The organism is Streptomyces termitum, assembly GCF_014650175.1.
In the GTDB taxonomy this organism is placed as follows: domain Bacteria; phylum Actinomycetota; class Actinomycetes; order Streptomycetales; family Streptomycetaceae; genus Streptomyces; species Streptomyces termitum.
On record NZ_BMUL01000017.1, the window covers coordinates 47,770 to 64,603 of the forward strand.

13 protein-coding genes are annotated in these 16,834 nt (G+C 73.8%); 8 read left to right on the top strand and 5 right to left on the bottom strand.

Annotated elements, in window-relative coordinates; translation table 11 throughout:
* Positions 1-175: 175 nt before the first annotated feature.
* The 6 genes from IE219_RS26100 (at position 176) to IE219_RS26125 (ending at position 6,208) form a co-directional block, all read left to right on the top strand.
* Complete coding sequence (locus tag IE219_RS26100; RefSeq protein WP_189981798.1) at positions 176-1,021, top strand: M24 family metallopeptidase; 846 nt, start codon at positions 176-178, stop codon at positions 1,019-1,021.
* The gene (locus IE219_RS26105) at positions 1,021-2,817 is read left to right on the top strand and encodes an SDR family oxidoreductase (RefSeq protein WP_189981800.1); all 1,797 of its coding nucleotides are present in this window, start codon (positions 1,021-1,023) and stop codon (positions 2,815-2,817) included. The genes IE219_RS26100 and IE219_RS26105 overlap by 1 nt, the downstream gene beginning before the upstream one ends.
* 268 nt (positions 2,818-3,085) lie before the next feature.
* Complete coding sequence (locus IE219_RS26110) at positions 3,086-4,036, top strand: MerR family transcriptional regulator (protein WP_229850013.1); 951 nt, start codon at positions 3,086-3,088, stop codon at positions 4,034-4,036.
* Between the two features lie 99 nt (positions 4,037-4,135).
* Positions 4,136-4,678 carry an RNA 2'-phosphotransferase gene (locus tag IE219_RS26115; RefSeq protein ID WP_189981802.1) on the top strand — a complete coding sequence of 181 codons (543 nt, stop codon included), beginning with the start codon at positions 4,136-4,138 and terminating at the stop codon, positions 4,676-4,678.
* A 56-nt stretch (positions 4,679-4,734) separates the two neighbouring features.
* Positions 4,735-5,187: a hypothetical protein gene (locus IE219_RS26120; protein ID WP_189981804.1), complete on the top strand. Its 453-nt coding sequence runs from the start codon at positions 4,735-4,737 to the stop codon at positions 5,185-5,187.
* A gap of 118 nt (positions 5,188-5,305) precedes the next feature.
* Positions 5,306-6,208 (top strand): LLM class flavin-dependent oxidoreductase, encoded by a 903-nt coding sequence (locus tag IE219_RS26125; protein ID WP_189981806.1) that lies wholly within the window; start codon positions 5,306-5,308, stop codon positions 6,206-6,208.
* A 111-nt stretch (positions 6,209-6,319) separates the two neighbouring features.
* Here the strand turns inward: IE219_RS26125 and IE219_RS26130 are convergent, their stop codons facing one another.
* Complete coding sequence (locus IE219_RS26130) at positions 6,320-6,952, bottom strand: MarR family winged helix-turn-helix transcriptional regulator (RefSeq protein WP_189981807.1); 633 nt, start codon at positions 6,950-6,952, stop codon at positions 6,320-6,322.
* A gap of 69 nt (positions 6,953-7,021) precedes the next feature.
* On the opposite strand from IE219_RS26130, the gene IE219_RS26135 reads away from it, so the two are divergent.
* Positions 7,022-7,774: a hypothetical protein gene (locus tag IE219_RS26135; RefSeq protein WP_189981809.1), complete on the top strand. Its 753-nt coding sequence runs from the start codon at positions 7,022-7,024 to the stop codon at positions 7,772-7,774.
* 97 nt (positions 7,775-7,871) lie between these two features.
* Positions 7,872-8,708: a Cof-type HAD-IIB family hydrolase gene (locus IE219_RS26140; protein WP_229850014.1), complete on the top strand. Its 837-nt coding sequence runs from the start codon at positions 7,872-7,874 to the stop codon at positions 8,706-8,708.
* A gap of 32 nt (positions 8,709-8,740) precedes the next feature.
* Here the strand turns inward: IE219_RS26140 and IE219_RS26145 are convergent, their stop codons facing one another.
* Genes IE219_RS26145 through IE219_RS26160 form a run of 4 tightly spaced genes read right to left on the bottom strand, consistent with a single transcriptional unit; the run spans position 8,741 to position 16,722 of the window.
* Positions 8,741-10,450 (bottom strand): sensor histidine kinase, encoded by a 1,710-nt coding sequence (locus tag IE219_RS26145; RefSeq protein WP_189981813.1) that lies wholly within the window; start codon positions 10,448-10,450, stop codon positions 8,741-8,743.
* 20 nt (positions 10,451-10,470) lie between these two features.
* Positions 10,471-14,136, bottom strand: a complete 3,666-nt coding sequence (gene cydD / locus IE219_RS26150; protein ID WP_229850015.1) for a thiol reductant ABC exporter subunit CydD — start codon at positions 14,134-14,136, stop codon at positions 10,471-10,473.
* Between the two features lie 48 nt (positions 14,137-14,184).
* Complete coding sequence (cydB, locus tag IE219_RS26155) at positions 14,185-15,186, bottom strand: cytochrome d ubiquinol oxidase subunit II (protein ID WP_189981817.1); 1,002 nt, start codon at positions 15,184-15,186, stop codon at positions 14,185-14,187.
* A gap of 18 nt (positions 15,187-15,204) precedes the next feature.
* On the bottom strand, positions 15,205-16,722 hold the full coding sequence (locus IE219_RS26160) for a cytochrome ubiquinol oxidase subunit I (RefSeq protein ID WP_189981819.1): 1,518 nt from the start codon (positions 16,720-16,722) through the stop codon (positions 15,205-15,207).
* Positions 16,723-16,834: the final 112 nt, after the last annotated feature.

Sequence of the window (16,834 nt, forward strand, 5' to 3'; positions counted from 1 at the left end):
GGAGTACGAACCCCGAGACGGGTCGCGACGAAAGTCGTCGGGTCCCGGCCGGACGGAGTTTTCCACAGGGACTCGTCCCCACCCCTTGACGCAGCCGCCGGTCATTGTCACATTCGTCGATGTCAAGTTACGAACGCGTAGGGCGATCGGGCGCTCACAGGAACGGGCGGGTGGCATGACCTCAGCAGTGGCAAGCGAACTGACCGCGGAACTGCGGGGGTTCAGGGAAGTCCAGCGGCTCTCCTACGCCTGCGCGGAAGCCGTCGCGGCGCAGCTCAGGCCCGGGGTGACCGAGCGCGAGGCGGCGCGGATGCAGCGGGAGTGGCTGTACGAGCGCGGGGTGAGGGACTGGTTCCACCGGCCGTTCGCCTGGTTCGGCGACCGCACCGCCTTCGTCGACTTCCGGATCCCGCTCCAGTTCTTCCCCACCAACCGGCGCCTGGAGCCGGGGATGCCGTTCATCCTCGACATGGCGCCCGTGTACAAGGGGTACACGGCGGACATCGGGTACAGCGGCTGCCTCGGGCTCGACCCCCTGCACGACAAGCTCCTCGCCGACCTGCGCGAGCACCGCGAACTGATCCTCCGCGAAGTGCGCGAGCGCCGCAGCCTGCGCGAGATATACGAGGACGTGGACCGGCTCATGGTCCGCCAGGGGTACGCGAACCGGCACCGCGCCTATCCCTTCGGCGTGATCGCCCACAAGATCGACCGGGTGCGGGAGCGCCGGTTCGCGCCGACCCTCTTCGGCTTCGGCACCCAGTCCCTCAAGGGGCTGGCGAGCGACGCCCTGCACGGCCACCGGGACGGCTGGTCGCCGCTCTGGTCCCCCTACAAGTTCTCCGACCACCCGCCCACGACGGGCCTCTGGGCGGTCGAGCCGCACCTCGGATTCCGGGGTACGGGCGCGAAGTTCGAGGAGATCCTGGTCGTCACCGACTCCCGGGACCCCGAGCAGAGCGCGTTCTGGCTGGACGACGACCTGCCGCACGTGCGGCGCTGGAACGAAGGAGCGGTGTGATGGCGGGCGCGGGACTCAAGGGGGCGCGGGAGCGCCGGGTCCGGACGGGCGGGATCGAGCTGTGCGTCGCCGAGCTGGGCGACGCCGCCCGGCCCACGGTGCTGCTGGTGCACGGCTACCCGGACTCGAAGGAGGTCTGGTCCGAGGTCGCGACGCGGCTCGCGGAGGAGTTCCACGTCGTGCTGTACGACGTGCGCGGCCACGGGCGCTCGACGGCGCCGGCGCCGCTGCGGGGCGGCTTCACCCTGGAGAAGCTGACCGACGACTTCCTGGCTGTCGCCGACGCGGTCAGCCCGGACCGGCCGGTCCACCTGGTCGGGCACGACTGGGGCTCGGTGCAGTCGTGGGAGTTCGTGACCGTGCCCCGCACCGAGGGCCGGATCGCCTCCTTCACCTCCATGTCGGGGCCGTCGCTCGACCACTTCGGGCACTGGATCAAGACCCGGATGACCCGCCCCACCCCCCGCCGGGTCGGGCAGCTCCTCGGCCAGGGCGCCAAGTCCTGGTACGTGTACATGCTGCACACCCCGGTCCTGCCGGAGCTGGCCTGGCGCGGCCCGCTCGGCAAGCGCTGGCCCAAGCTCCTGGAGCGGCTGGAGAAGATCCCGGCCGGCGACTACCCGACGGCCTCGCTGCCCGGCGACGCGGCGCACGGCGCCTGGCTCTACCGGGACAACGTCCGGGCCCGGCTCTCCCGGCCCCGCCCCGACGCCTTCGCGCACGCGCCCGTGCAGCTGATCACGCCGACCGGGGACGCCTTCCTCTCCGAGCGGCTCTACGACGACCTGGGCAGCTGGGTGCCGCAGCTGACCCGGCGGACGCTGCCCGCCAAGCACTGGGTGCCGCGCACCCGGCCGGACCAGCTGGCCGCCTGGATAGGCGAGTTCGTCCGCGCCCACGAGGAGCCCTCGGCGCGGGGCGCCCGTCCGGCGGGGCAGCCCGTGCGCAAGGGCGTGCGGCCGGAGCACGCGGAGCGCTTCGGCGGCCAGCTGGTGCTGGTCACGGGGGCGGCCAGCGGCATCGGGCGGGCCACCGCCTTCGCCTTCGCGGAGGCCGGGGCGCGGGTCGTCGCGGTCGACCGGGACGCCGAGGGGGCGGCCCGGACGGCGGAGATGGCCCGGCTGATCGGCGCGCCGGAGGCGTGGGGCGAGACGGCAGACGTCTCCGACGAGCAGGAGATGGAGAAGCTGGCGGCCAAGGTCGCCGCCGACCACGGGGTCGTCGACGTGCTGGTCAACAACGCGGGCATCGGGCTCACCGGCTCCTTCTTCGAGACCACCCCCGAGGAGTGGAAGCGGGTCCTGGACGTCAACCTGTGGGGCGTGATCCACGGCTGCCGGACGTTCGGGGCGCAGATGGCGGCACGCGGCCAGGGCGGCCACATCGTCAACACCGCCTCGGCGGCCGCCTTCCAGCCCTCCCGGGCGCTGCCCGCGTACAGCACGTCGAAGGCGGCGGTGCTGATGCTGAGCGAGTGCCTGCGGGCCGAACTGGCGGGCCAGGACATCGGGGTGAGCGCGATCTGCCCGGGCATCGTGAACACCGGCATCACCGCGACCACCCGCTTCGCCGGAGTCGCGGACGAGGCGGAGGAGAAGCGGCGGCAGCGCAAGGCGTCGCGGATGTACGGGCTGCGGAACTACCCGCCGGAGAAGGTCGCGGACGCGATCCTCGACGCGGTGCTGCACAACCGGGCGGTGGTCCCGGTCACCCCGGAGGCCCGGGGCGCGCACGTCCTGTCCCGGCTGGCGCCCAACGCCCTGCGCGCCCTGGCCCGCTGGCAGCCGCCGGCGTAGCCCGCCCGCCCCGGGGACGTACCGGGCGGGCCGTGGTCCCGGGAGCCGGAGGGGAACGGCTCCGGGCCGGGTGTACGGCTCCGGTCCGGCGTACGGCTCCGGATGGGGCGGACGGCCCCGGGTCGGCGGGCGGGACCGGGCCGCCGGGCGGGGCCGGCAGGTGGCGGGCCGGCCCGGGGCCGGGCGGGACCGGGCGGGGCCGGGGAGTGGGGGGCGGTCGTACGATCCCTCGCAGGAGGGGCCCCGTGCGGGGTGGAACGAGCGGTCGGTGGGAGCGGTTTTGTCCGAGCAGTCAGCAGTGCGGCCGGAGTACCGGATCGAGGATCTCGCCCACCACAGCGGGGCCACGGTCCGGACCATCCGCGCCTACCAGGACCGGGGGCTGCTGCCGCGCCCGGAGCGGCGGGGCCGGTCGAACGTGTACGGGGACAGCCACCTGGCCCGGCTGCACCAGATCGCCGACCTCCTCGACCGGGGCTACACGCTGGCCTCGATCAAGGAGCTCCTGGAGGCGTGGGACACCGGCCGGGGCCTCGGCGGGGTGCTCGGGCTGGTCGCGGAGGTGCAGGGGCCGTGGACGGACGAGGAGGCGGCCCGGATCACCCGCGCGGAGCTGGACGCCCGCTTCGGCGGCACCCCGGACGAGGAGGCGGTGCGGGAGGCGGTGGAGCTGGGCGTCCTGGAGCGGCTGCCCGGCACGGACGCCGAGATCTATCTGGTGCCGAGCCCCCAGGAGCTGGCGGTGGCCGTGGAGCTGCACGCGGCGGGGGTGCCGCTGCCCGCGATCACCGGGCATCTGAGGGAGCTGCGGGACCAGGTCGAGCACATAGCGTCCCGGTTCCTGGAGTTCACCACCGAGCACGTCTTCGCCCGGTACCTGGAGCACCGGCCGCCGACGGACTCCGACGCGGCGGAGGCCGCGACGATGGTGCGGCGGCTGCGCCCGCTCGCGCAGCAGACCGTGGACGCCGAGCTGGCGCGGGCGATGCGGATCCTGGCGACCCGTCACCTCCAGTTCCACCTGTCGCCCGAGGAGCCTCCGGCGCAGGGTGACGAGCCGCGCCCGGTGCAGCTGCCGGCGGGCACGATCAGGGCCGTACAGGCGCTGGTCGGCACGGAGAACGTGGCCGCCTTCGTGGCGGCGGCGGCCGAACGCGAGGTCAACAAAAGAACATTGGACGCATTGGCGACATACCACCCTGATTCGCCCAGCCTCTAATAAATCCCTTGCCCGTGACGGGGTGTTGTCCACAGAATCCTTCATCAGGCTGTGGATAACTCGGCTTGGCTGTGGACCAAACCCGAACGGGGAAGAATCTTGGACGAACGTCGCACGGTGAAGGTGTCGAAGTACCTGGCGAAACACCTGCGCCACCAGCCCGAGCGGATCGGCCTCGTCCTCGACCCGCACGGCTGGACCGGGATCGACACCCTGCTCGCCGCCACGGCCGCCCACGGCTTCCCGATCAGCCGCGCCGAACTGGACCACGTGGTCGCCGCCAACGACAAGAAGCGGTTCGCGGTCGAGGACGGCCGGATCCGCGCCAGCCAGGGCCACACCGTCGCCGTCGACCTGGACCTGCCGCCCGCCGAGCCGCCCGCGTACCTCTACCACGGCACGGTCGGCGACCGGCTCCCCGCGATCCGGACCGAGGGACTGCGGCCCATGGCCCGGCACGACGTGCACCTCTCCCCCGACCGCGAGACGGCGACCCGCGTCGGGGCGCGCCGCGGCCGGCCGGTGGTGCTGAGCGTGGACACCGGGGCGATGCACCGGGCCGGGCACGTCTTCCGGGTCAGCGCGAACGGGGTCTGGCTGACCCCCGCCGTCCCACCGGAGTTCATCCGCTTCCCCGGGTGAGGCCACCGGGAGCGGCCGGGACGCGGGCGCCGGACCCTCTGGGGCATGATCGGAGCATGGTTCCTCCGCATCTGCCCAGCACCCAGGCCGCCGTCGAGGCCGTTCGCGCGCTCGCCCGGGAGTTCGCCCTGGAGATGACCGTCACCGACGACATCGGCGCGGACCAGACCTCCCGCCGCACCTCCGCCGGCGCCTTCGTCGTCCTCGACGAGGACGGCTCGCTGCCGCACGAGGCGTTCGTCGAACTGGGCGGCAGCCCGTCCGTCACCGTGCGCCTCTTCCCCGAGGACGACGCGCTGATCACGGTGGACGGCGTCGACTTCCACGACGTGCCGAGGGACGCGGTACCGGGATTCGTCCGCGCGGTCCACACCGGTCTGGCCCACGTGAAGGGACGCTTCTTCCCGCCCGGACAGTGGCTGATCGTCCCGGTGCCCGGCGGCGCCACCTACAAGGAACTGGTCCCCCTGATGACCCTCACCCCCTGGCTGAGCAGCAGCGTCCGCTGACCCCGGCCCCACCCACGTCTCCGCCCGCCGCCGCGACCCGCCGCGACCCGCCCGCCCCGCTCCTCCGCACGACCGTTCGGGAGGAGGCCCTGGCCGGTTCCGGCATAGGCTCGGCCGCATGAGCCTGCGTCTGAGCACCGTGATCCTGCCCGTCGACCGCTGGCACGAGGGCGGCGCCGCCACGTGGCGGCGCGCCGAGGAACTCGGCTTCCGCACCGCGTACACCTACGACCACCTGTCCTGGCGCAGTTTCCGGGACGGCCCCTGGTTCGGCGCCCTGCCCACCCTCACCGCCGCCGCGACGGCCACCGAGCGCCTGCGGCTCGGCACCCTCGTCACCTCGCCGAACTTCCGCCACCCGGTGACGCTCGCCAAGGAACTGATCTCGCTCGACGACATCTCCGGCGGCCGGGTCACCCTCGGCATCGGCGCGGGCGGCAGCGGCTTCGACGCCACCGCGCTCGGCCAGGAGGCGTGGACGCCGAAGGAGCGGGCGGACCGGTTCGCCGAGTTCGTGCCGCTGCTCGACCGGCTGCTCACCGAGGACGCCGTGTCGGAGCGGGGCACCTTCTACTCCGCCGAGGAGGTCCGGAACATCCCCGGCTGCGTGCAGCGCCCCCGGCTCCCCTTCGCGGTGGCGGCGACCGGCCCGCGCGGGCTGCGGCTGGCCGCCCGGTACGGGCAGGCGTGGGTGACGACCGGCGACCCGAAGCTGTACGAGGAGGGGACCCCCGGTCAGTCGGTGGCGGCGCTGCGCGGCCAGATCGAGAAGCTGGGCAAGGCGTGCGCGGAGGCCGGCCGGGACGTGGCCGGGCTGGAGAAGGTCCTGCTCACCGGCTTCACCCCGGACAAGAACACCATGCTCGACTCGGTGGACGCCTTCGTGGACTTCGCCGGGACCCACCGCGAGCTCGGCTTCACCGAGATCGCGGTCCACTGGCCGATCCCCGACTCGGACTTCGCCGCCGACCAGCGGGTCTTCGAGGCCGTCGCGACCGAGGCCCTCGCCCAGCTCGGCTGAGCGCACGACCCCCTCCCCGGCGTGCGCACGGGGAGGGCGAAGAGGCCGGCACGCGCACGCGCCGAGGGTGAGCCGGGGTGGCGGGCACGAGAACGTGTCCGCCACCCCGGCTCACCCTTCCGCGTCCCCGCCGCCCCCGCGCCGCTTCCCGCCCCCGCCGCCGTTCCCGCTGCCCGGCCGCTCTCCGCCACCGTCACCGCCCCCGTCACCGTTCCCGCCGCCCCGCCGCTTCCCGCCGCCGAGGGTGCGGTAGCCGGGGTGGACGCCCGGGGTGAGGCCCTGCTGGGCGGCGACCCGGGCGAGGAGGCCGGCGAGGAGGGTCCGTTCGGCACCGTCCAGGGCGGCGAGGAGGTCGTCCTCGTGGGCGGTGGCGAGTTCGCGGACCCCGGCGAGGGCGCGGCGCCCGTCCTCGGAGACGTACAGCTCGTAGTTGCGGCGGTCCTCGGTGCTGCGGCGCCGTTCCACCAGGCCCTTGCGCTCCAGGGCGTCGATGAGGGCGACGACGCGGCTCGGGACCACGCCCAGGTCGGCGGCGAGCGAGCGCTGACTGCGGCCCGGGGCGGTGGCGATCATCCGCAGCAGGCCGACGTCCGGCGGGGCGAGCCCCAGGGCGCCGACGCGCTCGCCGAAGCGGCCCGCCGCGTGCGCCCCCAGCTGGGCGAGCAGGAACGCCGCCCCGCGCGGCGCGGGAGCCGCGTGCTCCTCCGCGCCCTCTTCCTCCGGTCGTTGCCCCTGGCTGCTCACGGAGTTATCGTACTCGAAAAGAACGATTCTCCAAGGTGAACCATTCTCACGAGAGAACGGACCGGACCCATGGCCGTCCAGAACCCGACCGCCCGGCGCCACGAGGCCCAGGGCGGGCCCCCGCTCGGACCGCTCGCCCTCGTCTCCACCGCCCTCTTCGTCGCCGGACTCGTCACGAGCACCCTCCTCGCCGACGGCGCCGTCTTCCCCTCGCCCTTCGGCGGCGCCGGAGCGACCGCCGGCATCACGGCGTACTTCCGCGACCACACGGACGCCGTCCGGATCGCCGGCGCCCTCCAGTTCGGCTCCTCGGTGCCGCTCGCCCTCTACGCCGCCACCGCCTCCGCCCGCCTCCACCGGCTCGGCGTCCGCGCCCCCGGCGCCACCATCGCCCTCGCCGGCGGCCTGCTCGCCTCCGCCTTCCTCGGCCTGTGCGGACTGCTGGGCTGGGTCCTCTCCCGGCCCGAGTCGCTCGGCCAGCCCGGCGTCGTCCGCGCCCTCCACTCCCTGGCCTTCGCGACCGGCGGCCCCGGCCACGTGGTGGCGCTCGGCCTGCTCGTCGCGGGCATCGCCGTCCCCGGCCTGCTCGCCGGACTGCTGCCGCGCGCGCTCGCCCTCGGCGGGCTCGTCCTCGCCGCCGTCGCCGAGCTGTCCACCCTCACGCTGCTGTTCGACGGCGCCGCCGTCCTCCTCCCGATCGCCCGCTTCGGCGGCCTGCTGTGGCTGATCGCGGCCGGTTTCCTGCTGCCGCGCCACCGCTCCGACCCGCGTGTCCGTGCCCGCACCGGGCCCCGTACGCCCCACGAGGAGCAGCGGGCATGACCGTCCCCTCCATCCGCTCCGGCGCCTCTTCCCCTCCGCCGCACTCAGATGTGCGAGGACCCGCACGCACGTGCGCCCGGTGCGGAACAATGGCGGGGTGACCTCTCCCCGACTCATCGCCACCGACCTCGACGGCACCCTCCTGCGGGACGACAAGACCGTCTCCGAGCGCACCGTGGCCGCCCTCGCGGCGGCCGAGCGGGCGGGGATCGAGGTCTTCTTCGTCACCGGCCGCCCGGCCCGCTGGATGGACGCGGTCAGCGCCCACGTCCACGGCCACGGCCTGGCCATCTGCGCCAACGGCGCCGCCGTCGTCGACCTGCACGCGGGCGGCACCTTCCTGGAGGTCCGCCCGCTGGCCCGGCCCGTCGCCCTCGACGTCGTACGGGCCCTGCGGGCCGCCGCCCCCGGCACCAGCTTCGCCGTCGAGCTGACCACCGGGATCCACTACGAGCCCCAGTACCCGCCCTTCTTCCTGGACCCCGGCGCCACCGTCGCCACCGCCGAGAAACTGCTGTACGAGGAGGCGCCGGGGGCCGCCGCGCCGGTGCTCAAGCTGCTCGCCCAGCACCCGGACCTGGACCCCGACGCCTTCCTGGCGACGGCCCGCGCGGCCGCCGGCGACCTGGCCTCCCTCACCCGCTCCAGCCCCACCGCGCTCATCGAGATCAGCGCCCTCGGCGTCTCCAAGGCGTCGACCCTCGCCCTGTGCTGCGCCGAGCGCGGCATCACTGCGGAGGAGGTCGTGGCCTTCGGCGACATGCCGAACGACATCGAGATGCTGAGCTGGGCCGGCCGCTCCTACGCCATGGGCAACGCCCACCCGGAGGTGCTCGCCGCCGCCTCGGGCCGTACCGCGGGCAACAACGAGGACGGCGTCGCCGTCGTCCTCGAACAGCTCGTCGCCGAAGCCCTCGCCACCCGCGCCGAATAGCCCGCCCCACCGGGCGCGCGGGCCCCGGGCCCCTACAGCGGCGCCTCCCACACCACCGTCGTCCCGCCGCCGTCCTCGCCGATCCCCGGCCCGCACCGGCTCGCGCCGCCCAGGGATTCGGCGCGGCGGGCGAGGTTGCGCAGACCGCTGCGCCGACCGCCCTCCGGGAGGCCGATGCCGTCGTCCGCGACCGTCAGCCGCACCCCGGGGGAGCCGTCCGGCAGGGTGACCGTCGCGTCGACGACGACCTCGATGCGGCCCGCCTCGGCGTGCCGGAAGGCGTTGGAGAGCGCCTCGCGGAGCGCGGCGATGAGGTTCTTGCCGGTCAGCTCGCCGACGGTGGCGTCGACCGCGCCGAGGAACCGGTGCGCGGGCTTGAAGCCCAGCGGCACCGCCGCCATGTTGATCTCCCGCAGGACGCGGGTGCGCAGCCCCGACGGCGCCTCGGCCGGGCCCTGCTGGAGGGCGAAGATCGCCGTGCGGATCTCCTGGATGGTGACGTCCAGCTCGTCGACGGCCTTGCCGACGCCCTCCCGGACGGCCGGCACGATCGCCTTGCGCTGGGCGCTCTCCAGCATCATCCCGGTGGCGAAGAGCCGCTGGATGACCAGGTCGTGCAGGTCGCGGGCGATCCGGTCGCGGTCCTCGAAGACGGCCAGCCGCTCCCGGTCGCGCTGGGCCTCGGCCATCATCAGCGCGAGCGCCGCCTGCGAGGCGAACTGGGTGGCGAGGGTCCGTTCGGCCTCGGCGAAGGGCTTGGCGCCGCGCGCCCGGGGCATCGCCAGCGCCCCCAGCACCCGGCCGCCGCTCTGGAGCGGCAGGAGCATGCTGGGGCCGTACGCGAGGTGCATGCCGCTGAGCATGCGCGGGTCCGTGGAGCTGTCCCGCACGAAGACCGCCTCGCCCTCCAGGAGCTGTTCCACGATCGCGCTCTCCGGCGGGATCACCACGCCGAGCAGCCGGGTGGCCCGCCCCGAGGAGACGGCGGCGATCTCCAGGCCGCCCTCCTCGGCGGGCAGCAGCACGATCCCGGCGTCCGCGTCGGCGAGCCGCCGGGCCTGCTCGGCGACGACGGCGAGGGCGTCGTCGGCGTCCCCGCCGGAGAGGAGCGCGGTGGTGACGGCGACCGAGCCGTCGATCCACCGCTCGCGCTGGCGGGCCGCCTCGTAGAGCCGGGCGTTGCCGATGGCGATGCCGGCCTCGGTGGCGAGCACCCGGACCATGTGCTCGTCGTAGTCGTTGAACTCGCCGCCGTCCCGCTTCTCGGAGAGGTACAGATTGCCGAAGATCTCGCCCTGGACGCGGATGGGGACGCCGAGGAAGGTCCGCATCACCGGATGGCCGGGCGGGAAGCCGGCCGAGCGCGGGTCGGCGGTGAGGTCGGCGAGCCGGATGGTGTGCGGGTCGCGGATGAGCGCGCCGAGCAGCCCGGCGTGCCCGTCCGGACGGCGGCCGATGCGCCGGGCCACCTCGTCGGAGACGCCGTACGTGACGAAGTCGGAGAGGCCCGCGCCCTTCTCGTCGACGACGCCGATCGCCGCGTACCGGGCCCCCGCCAGCTCGGCGGCGGTCTCGCAGATCCGGTCCAGCGTGGAGTGCAGTTCGAGGCCGGTACCCACCGACCGCATCGCCTCCAGGAGCTGCGGCACGCGGGCGGTCAGCTCCGTGGACAGCCCCTGGAGGCTGCGGGTGGCTTCGGTGGCGGCGGCCAGCGGATCGGGCGATACGGACTCGGCGGTCATGGGGGTGAGCCTAGTTAGTCCTATTTGGCGAGAAAAGTCGGCGGACGCGCACCGGCGGACGCGGAGAGCGGATCGGTGCTCCCGGACAGCGGCCCGCCCTCCCCGGACAGCGCCCCGCCTTCCCTGGGCAGGGACACGGTCGCCCCGGACAGAGGCCCGCCTTCCCCGGGCGGGGACACGGTCGCCGCGAGCAGCCGGTCGGTGGCCCGCTCCCGCTCCAGCATCCGGCGCAGCGGCCCGTCCACCGCGGCCAGTTCGGCGTACGCGCCGCGCTGCACGGTCCGGCCGCCGTCGAGCACCACCACCTCGTCCACCGCGTCGAGCCCATGCAGCCGGTGGGTGATGAGCAGGGTGGTACGGCCCTCGGTGGCGCGCAGCAGGTCGTCGGTGAGCGCGTCGGCGGTGGCCAGGTCCAGGTGCTCGGCCGGCTCGTCGAGGACGAGGACCGGGAAGTCGGCGAGGAGCGCGCGGGCCAGCGCGAGGCGCTGCCGCTGGCCGCCGGAGAGCTTCGCGCCGTGCTCGCCCACCAGGGTGTCGAGCCCGTCGGGCAGGCCCTCGGCCCAGTCGAGGAGCCGGGCGCGGCGCAGCGCCTCCCGCAGCGCCCCGTCGTCGGCGTCCGGCCGGGCGAGCCGCAGGTTCTCCCGGACCGAGCTGTCGAAGAGGTGGGCGTCCTGCGCGCAGAGCCCGACGAAGCGGCGCACGTCGTCGCCGTCGAGGTCGGCCGCGGCCGTCCCGCCGAGCCGGTACGAGCCCCGCTCGGCGTCGAGGAAGCGCAGCAGGACCTGGGCGAGGGTGGTCTTGCCGGAGCCGGAGGCGCCGACGACGGCGACCCGCCGCCCGGCCTCCAGGGTGAGCGCGAAGCCGTCGAGCGCGGGCCGCTCCTGCCCGGCGTACCGGGCCGAGATCCCGGCCAGCTCCAGCGGGAACGGCCCGGCCGGGGGAGCGGCGGGCACGGCCGGCTCCCGTACGGGCACGGGCGCGTCCAGCACCTCGAAGACCCGCTCGGCACCGTGCCGGACCCGCTGCCGGTACTGGACCGCCAGGGGGAGCCCGGTGACGGCCTCGAAGGCGGCCAGCGGGGTGAGGACGACGACGGCGAGCGCCACCCCGTCGAGCCGCCCGTCCCGGACGGCCTGCACGCCGACGAGGGCGGCGGCCACCACGGTCAGGCCGCAGACCAGGGCGGACAGTCCGGCACCGAGCGCGGCGGCGGCGGACTGCCGGGAGGCGATGGCGGTGAGGACCCGGTCGGCGGCGCGGGCCCGGTCGAGGCGCTCGGGCAGCGCCCCGGCCACGGTCAGCTCGGCGCAGCCGCGCAGCGGGTCGGCGACGGCGGTGGCGAGCGCCCCGCGCGTGGGGGCGAGACGGCGCTCGGCCCGGCGGGCGAGGGCCGCGCCGAGCGGCGGCACGAGGACCCCGGCGGTGAGCAGGCCGACCGCGAGGACGGCGCCCGCCTCGGGCAGCAGCCAGGCGGTGAAGCCGACGGAGCCGAGGCCGACGACGAGCGCGGCCCCGGCCGGCAGCAGCCAGCGCAGCCAGTAGTCCTGGAGGGAGTCGACGTCGTGGACGAGCCGGGCCAGCAGGTCGCCGCGGCGGGCCCGGCGCAGCCCGGCGGGCGCGATCCGCTCCAGGCCGGAGTAGACCGAGACCCGCAGTTCGGCGAGCATCCGCAGCACCGCGTCGTGCGAGACGAGGCGCTCGGCGTACCGGAAGACGGCCCGCCCGATGCCGAAGGCCCGGGTGGCGGTCACCGCGACCATCAGGTGCAGCACCGGCGGCTGCTCCGAGGCCCGCGAGATGAGCCAGCCGGAGACGGCCATGAGCCCGACGGCGGCGCCCAGCGCCAGACTGCCGAGCAGCAGCGCGAGCCCCATCCGGCCCTTCAGCCCCCCGGCCATGGCCCGCACCTGCCCCAGCGTCCCCCGCCCACCCTCCGGTACGCGCTCCGCGTCCGCCACCGGCGCACTCGGCAGGGCCTCGATGGCAGGCACCGCGGCGCCCCCGCCCCGGCCGCCCCCTCCCCCGCCGGAAGGCTCCGGAGCGGTCCGGCCGAGCGCGACCACCCGGTCGGCGACCGCCAGCAGCGCCGGCCGGTGCACGACCAGCAGCACGGTCCGCCCGGCGGCGAGCCGGCGCACCGCGTCCACCACCCCCGCCTCCGTCTCGCCGTCGAGGGCCGCCGTCGGCTCGTCGAGCAGCAGCACCGGCCGGTCCGCGAGGAAGGCCCGCGCCAGCGCGAGCCGCTGCCGCTGGCCGGCCGACAGCCCGGCGCCGTCCTCGCCGAGCACGGTCGCGGCCCCGTCGGGCAGCCCGTCGACGAAGCCGTCCGCCCCCGCGTCCCGCAGCGCCGCCCCCACCTCGGCGTCGTCCGCCCCGGGCCGGGCCAGCCGCACGTTCTCGGCGATCGTCCCGGCGAAGAGGTGCGGCCGCTGCGGCACCCAGGCGATCCGCGACCGCCACCGCTCCAGGTCGAGCCCCGCCAGATCGGCGCCGCCGATCCGTACCGTCCCGCCCTCCTCCGGCTCCGTGAAGCCGAGGACGACGTCGAGCAGGGTCGACTTGCCCACCCCGCTCGGGCCGACGAGGGCCACCGTCTCGCCGGGTTCGACCGTGAGCGTCGCCGCGTCGAGCGAGGGCTCGGCCCGGCCCGGGTGGCGGACCGTCACCCCCTCCAGCTCGATCCGGTACGGCTCCGGCACCGCCCGCGTCCCGCCGTCCCGCACCGGGGTCTCCAGGACCTCGAAGATCTCCTCGGCCGCCGCGAGCCCCTCCGCCGCCGCGTGGAACTGCGCCCCGACCTGCCGCAGCGGCAGGTACGCCTCGGGCGCGAGGACCAGGATGACGAGCCCGGTGTAGAGGTCGAGGGTGCCGTGGACGAGCCGCATGCCGATGGTGACGGCGACGAGGGCGACCGAGAGCGTGGAGAGCAGTTCGAGGGCGAAGGAGGAGAGGAAGGCGATCCGCAGCGTGCGCATGGTGGCCCGCCGGTAGTCGGCGGTGATGGCGCGGATCGACGCCGCCTGGGCCTTGGCCCGGCCGAAGACCTTGAGGGTGGGCAGTCCGGCGACGATGTCGAGGAAGTGGCCGGAGAGCCGGGAGAGCAGCTTCCACTGCCGGTCCGTCCGGGCCTGGGTGTACCAGCCGATCAGGATCATGAAGACCGGGATGAGCGGCAGGGTGACGACGATGATCGCGGCCGAGACCCAGTCCTCGGTGACGATCCGGGCGAGGACCGCGACCGGGACGGCGACGGCGAGGCCGAGCTGCGGGAGGTAGCGGGCGAAGTAGTCGTCGAGCGCGTCCACGCCCCGGGTGGCGAGCGTGACGAGGGAGCCGGTGCGCTGACCGGCGAGCCACCCCGGCCCGAGGGCGGCGGCCCGTTCGAGGAGCCGGCCGCGGAGTTCGGACTTGACCGCCGCACTGGCCCGGTGCGCGGCCAGCTCGGTCAGCCAGGAGACCCCGCCGCGCGCCACCGCGACCCCCGCGAGGAGCAGCAGCGGGGTGGCCAGATCGGAGACCGCCAGCCCCTTCTGGAAGGCGCCGACCACGATCTCGGCGATGAGCATCGCCTGGGCGATGACCAGCGCCGCCCCGACCAGGCCGAGGACGACGACCGCGACGAGGAAGAAACGGGTCGCCCGGGCGTACCGGAGCAGACGCGGGTCGATCGGTTTCACGTGAAACATGCCCCTCTGAAGAGCGCCCGGGTCCTCGCGGACCCGGGCTCCGGAGCCCTAGTGGGCGTCGGCGATGTGCTGGGTGCCGATCCGCTTGCGGAACACCCAGTAGGTCCAGCTCTGGTAGAGCAGCACCAGCGGAGTCGCGATGGCCGCGCACCACATCATGATCTTCAGCGTGTACGGGCTCGACGACGCGTTCTCCACCGTCAGGCTCCACGCCGGGTCGAGCGAGGACGGCATGACGTCCGGGAAGAGCGCCAGGAAGAGCATCGCCACCGCGGCGGCGATCGTGACGCCCGAGAGCGCGAACGACCAGCCCTCGCGCCCCGCCTTGATGGCGCCGATCGCGCCGACCAGCGCCACCGCGGCGACCAGCATCGCCGCGAGGCTCCAGGCGTCGCCCGTGTGGACCTGGGTCCAGATCAGGAAGGCGACCGCGAGCACCGCCGTGACCAGGCCCAGCCGGAGCGCGAGCGCCCGGGCCCGGACCCGGATGTCACCGACCGTCTTGAGGGCGGCGAAGACCGTGCCGTGGAAGGTGAAGAGGGTGAGCGTGACCAGACCGCCAAGGAGCGCGTACGGGTTGAGCAGGTCCCAGAAGTTGCCGACGTACTCCATGTTCCCGTCGATCTTCACGCCCCGGACGATGTTGCCGAAGGCCACGCCCCACAGGATCGCGGGGATCAGCGAGGTCCAGAAGATCGCCTGCTCCCAGTTGCGCTGCCACGCCTCCTCGGGCCGCTTCGCGCGGTACTCGAAGGCGACGCCCCGGACGATGAGGCAGACCAGGATGATCAGCAGCGGCAGGTAGAAGCCGGAGAAGAGGGTGGCGTACCACTCGGGGAAGGCGGCGAAGGTCGCGCCGCCGGCCGTGAGCAGCCACACCTCGTTGCCGTCCCAGACGGGTCCGATCGTGTTGATCAGGACCCGCTTCTCGGTCCGGTCGCGGGCCAGCAGCTTGGTGAGGATGCCGACCCCGAAGTCGAAGCCCTCCAGGAAGAAGTAGCCGGTCCAGAGGACGGCGATGAGTACGAACCAGACGTCGTGGAGTTCCATGCCTCGATCTCCTGAGCCTCAGTACGAGAAGGCCATGGGCCGGTCGGGGTCGCGGCTGTCCCCGCCGATCCGGGTGGGCGGGTTGAGGTCGTCGTCGGTGAGCTCGGGCGGACCGGCCTTGACGTACTTGACGAGGAGCTTGACCTCGACGACCGCGAGGATCGCGTAGAGCGAGGTGAAGACGATCATCGAGGTGAGCACCTCGCCCTGGGAGACCCCGGGGGAGACGGCGGCACTGGTGCGCATCACGCCGTAGACGACCCACGGCTGACGGCCCATCTCGGTGAAGATCCAGCCCCAGGAGTTGGCGATCAGCGGGAAGAGCATGGTCCAGAGGGCCACGATCCAGTACCACTTGCCGAGCTTCGGGCTGAGTGCCTTGTTCTTGAAGAGGACCAGGTTCGGCACCTCGTCCTCACCGGTCCTCAGGCCGGGGGAGAGCAGGAACTTCCTGCGGGTCAGCCAGAGGCCGACCACGCCGACCGCCAGCGAGGCCATGCCGAAGCCGATCATCCAGCGGAAGCCCCAGTAGGCGACCGGGATGTTGGGCCGGTAGTCGCCGGGGCCGTACTTCTCCTGCTCGGCCTTGTTGACGTCGTTGATGCCGGGGACGTACGAGTGGAAGTCGCCGTTGGCGAGGTAGGACAGTATCCCGGGGATCTCGATGGCGACCTCGTTGTGGCCCTTGTCCACGTCGCCGATGGCGAAGATCGAGAAGGGCGCGGGCGCCTCTCCGTCCCACAGCGCCTCGGCGGCGGCCATCTTCATCGGCTGCTGCTTGAACATGACCTTGCCGAGCATGTCACCGCTGATGGCGGTGCCGAGACCGGCGATGATCAGGGTGACCAGGCCGACCCGCAGCGAGGTCCGCATCACCGGGATGTGCCGCTTGCGCGCCAGGTGGAAGGCGGAGATGCCGACCATGAAGGCGCCGCCGACGAGGAAGGCGGCCGTCATGGTGTGGAAGAACTGGGTCAGCGCGGTGTTCTGGGTGAGCACCGCCCAGAAGTCTGTGAGTTCGGCGCGGGCGCCCTGGCCCCGGTCCTCGTTGATGCGGTAGCCGACCGGGTGCTGCATCCAGGAGTTCGCCGCCAGGATGAAGTACGCGGAGAGGACCGTGCCGATCGAGACCATCCAGATGCAGGCCAGGTGGATCTTCTTGGGGAGCTTGTCCCAGCCGAAGATCCACAGGCCGATGAAGGTGGACTCGAAGAAGAAGGCGATGAGCGCCTCGAAGGCGAGCGGGGCGCCGAAGATGTCGCCGACGAAGCGGGAGTAGTCCGACCAGTTCATGCCGAACTGGAACTCCTGCACGATGCCGGTGACGACGCCCATCGCGATGTTGATGAGGAAGAGCTTCCCCCAGAACTTCGTCGCCCTGAGGTACTTCTCCTTCTCGGTCCGGACCCAGGCGGTCTGGAGACCGGCGGTGAGTGCGGCGAGGGAGATCGTCAGGGGGACGAAAAGAAAGTGGTAGACGGTGGTGATGCCGAACTGCCAGCGCGCCAACGTCTCCGGCGCCAAAGCGAGGTCCACGTCGTCTTCTCCTTACATCGCCGTGGTCACATCGGCAGTCTGCCCCTTTGATCCCACCCATCTCGGGATGAACGGGGACACGCTTGTGAACGCGTTCACATTCACAAGCATT

What these genes read in the sequence shown, in the direction of transcription:
- IE219_RS26100 (WP_189981798.1), top strand. Translation starts at nt 176, where the DNA reads ATGACCTCAGCAGTGGCAAGCGAACTGACCGCGGAACTGCGGGGGTTC.
- IE219_RS26105 (WP_189981800.1), top strand. Translation starts at nt 1,021, where the DNA reads ATGGCGGGCGCGGGACTCAAGGGGGCGCGGGAGCGCCGGGTCCGGACG.
- IE219_RS26120 (WP_189981804.1), top strand. Translation starts at nt 4,735, where the DNA reads ATGGTTCCTCCGCATCTGCCCAGCACCCAGGCCGCCGTCGAGGCCGTT.
- IE219_RS26125 (WP_189981806.1), top strand. Translation starts at nt 5,306, where the DNA reads ATGAGCCTGCGTCTGAGCACCGTGATCCTGCCCGTCGACCGCTGGCAC.
- IE219_RS26135 (WP_189981809.1), top strand. Translation starts at nt 7,022, where the DNA reads ATGGCCGTCCAGAACCCGACCGCCCGGCGCCACGAGGCCCAGGGCGGG.
- IE219_RS26145 (WP_189981813.1), bottom strand. Translation starts at nt 10,450, where the DNA reads ATGACCGCCGAGTCCGTATCGCCCGATCCGCTGGCCGCCGCCACCGAA.
- cydD (WP_229850015.1), bottom strand. Translation starts at nt 14,136, where the DNA reads ATGTTTCACGTGAAACCGATCGACCCGCGTCTGCTCCGGTACGCCCGG.
- cydB (WP_189981817.1), bottom strand. Translation starts at nt 15,186, where the DNA reads ATGGAACTCCACGACGTCTGGTTCGTACTCATCGCCGTCCTCTGGACC.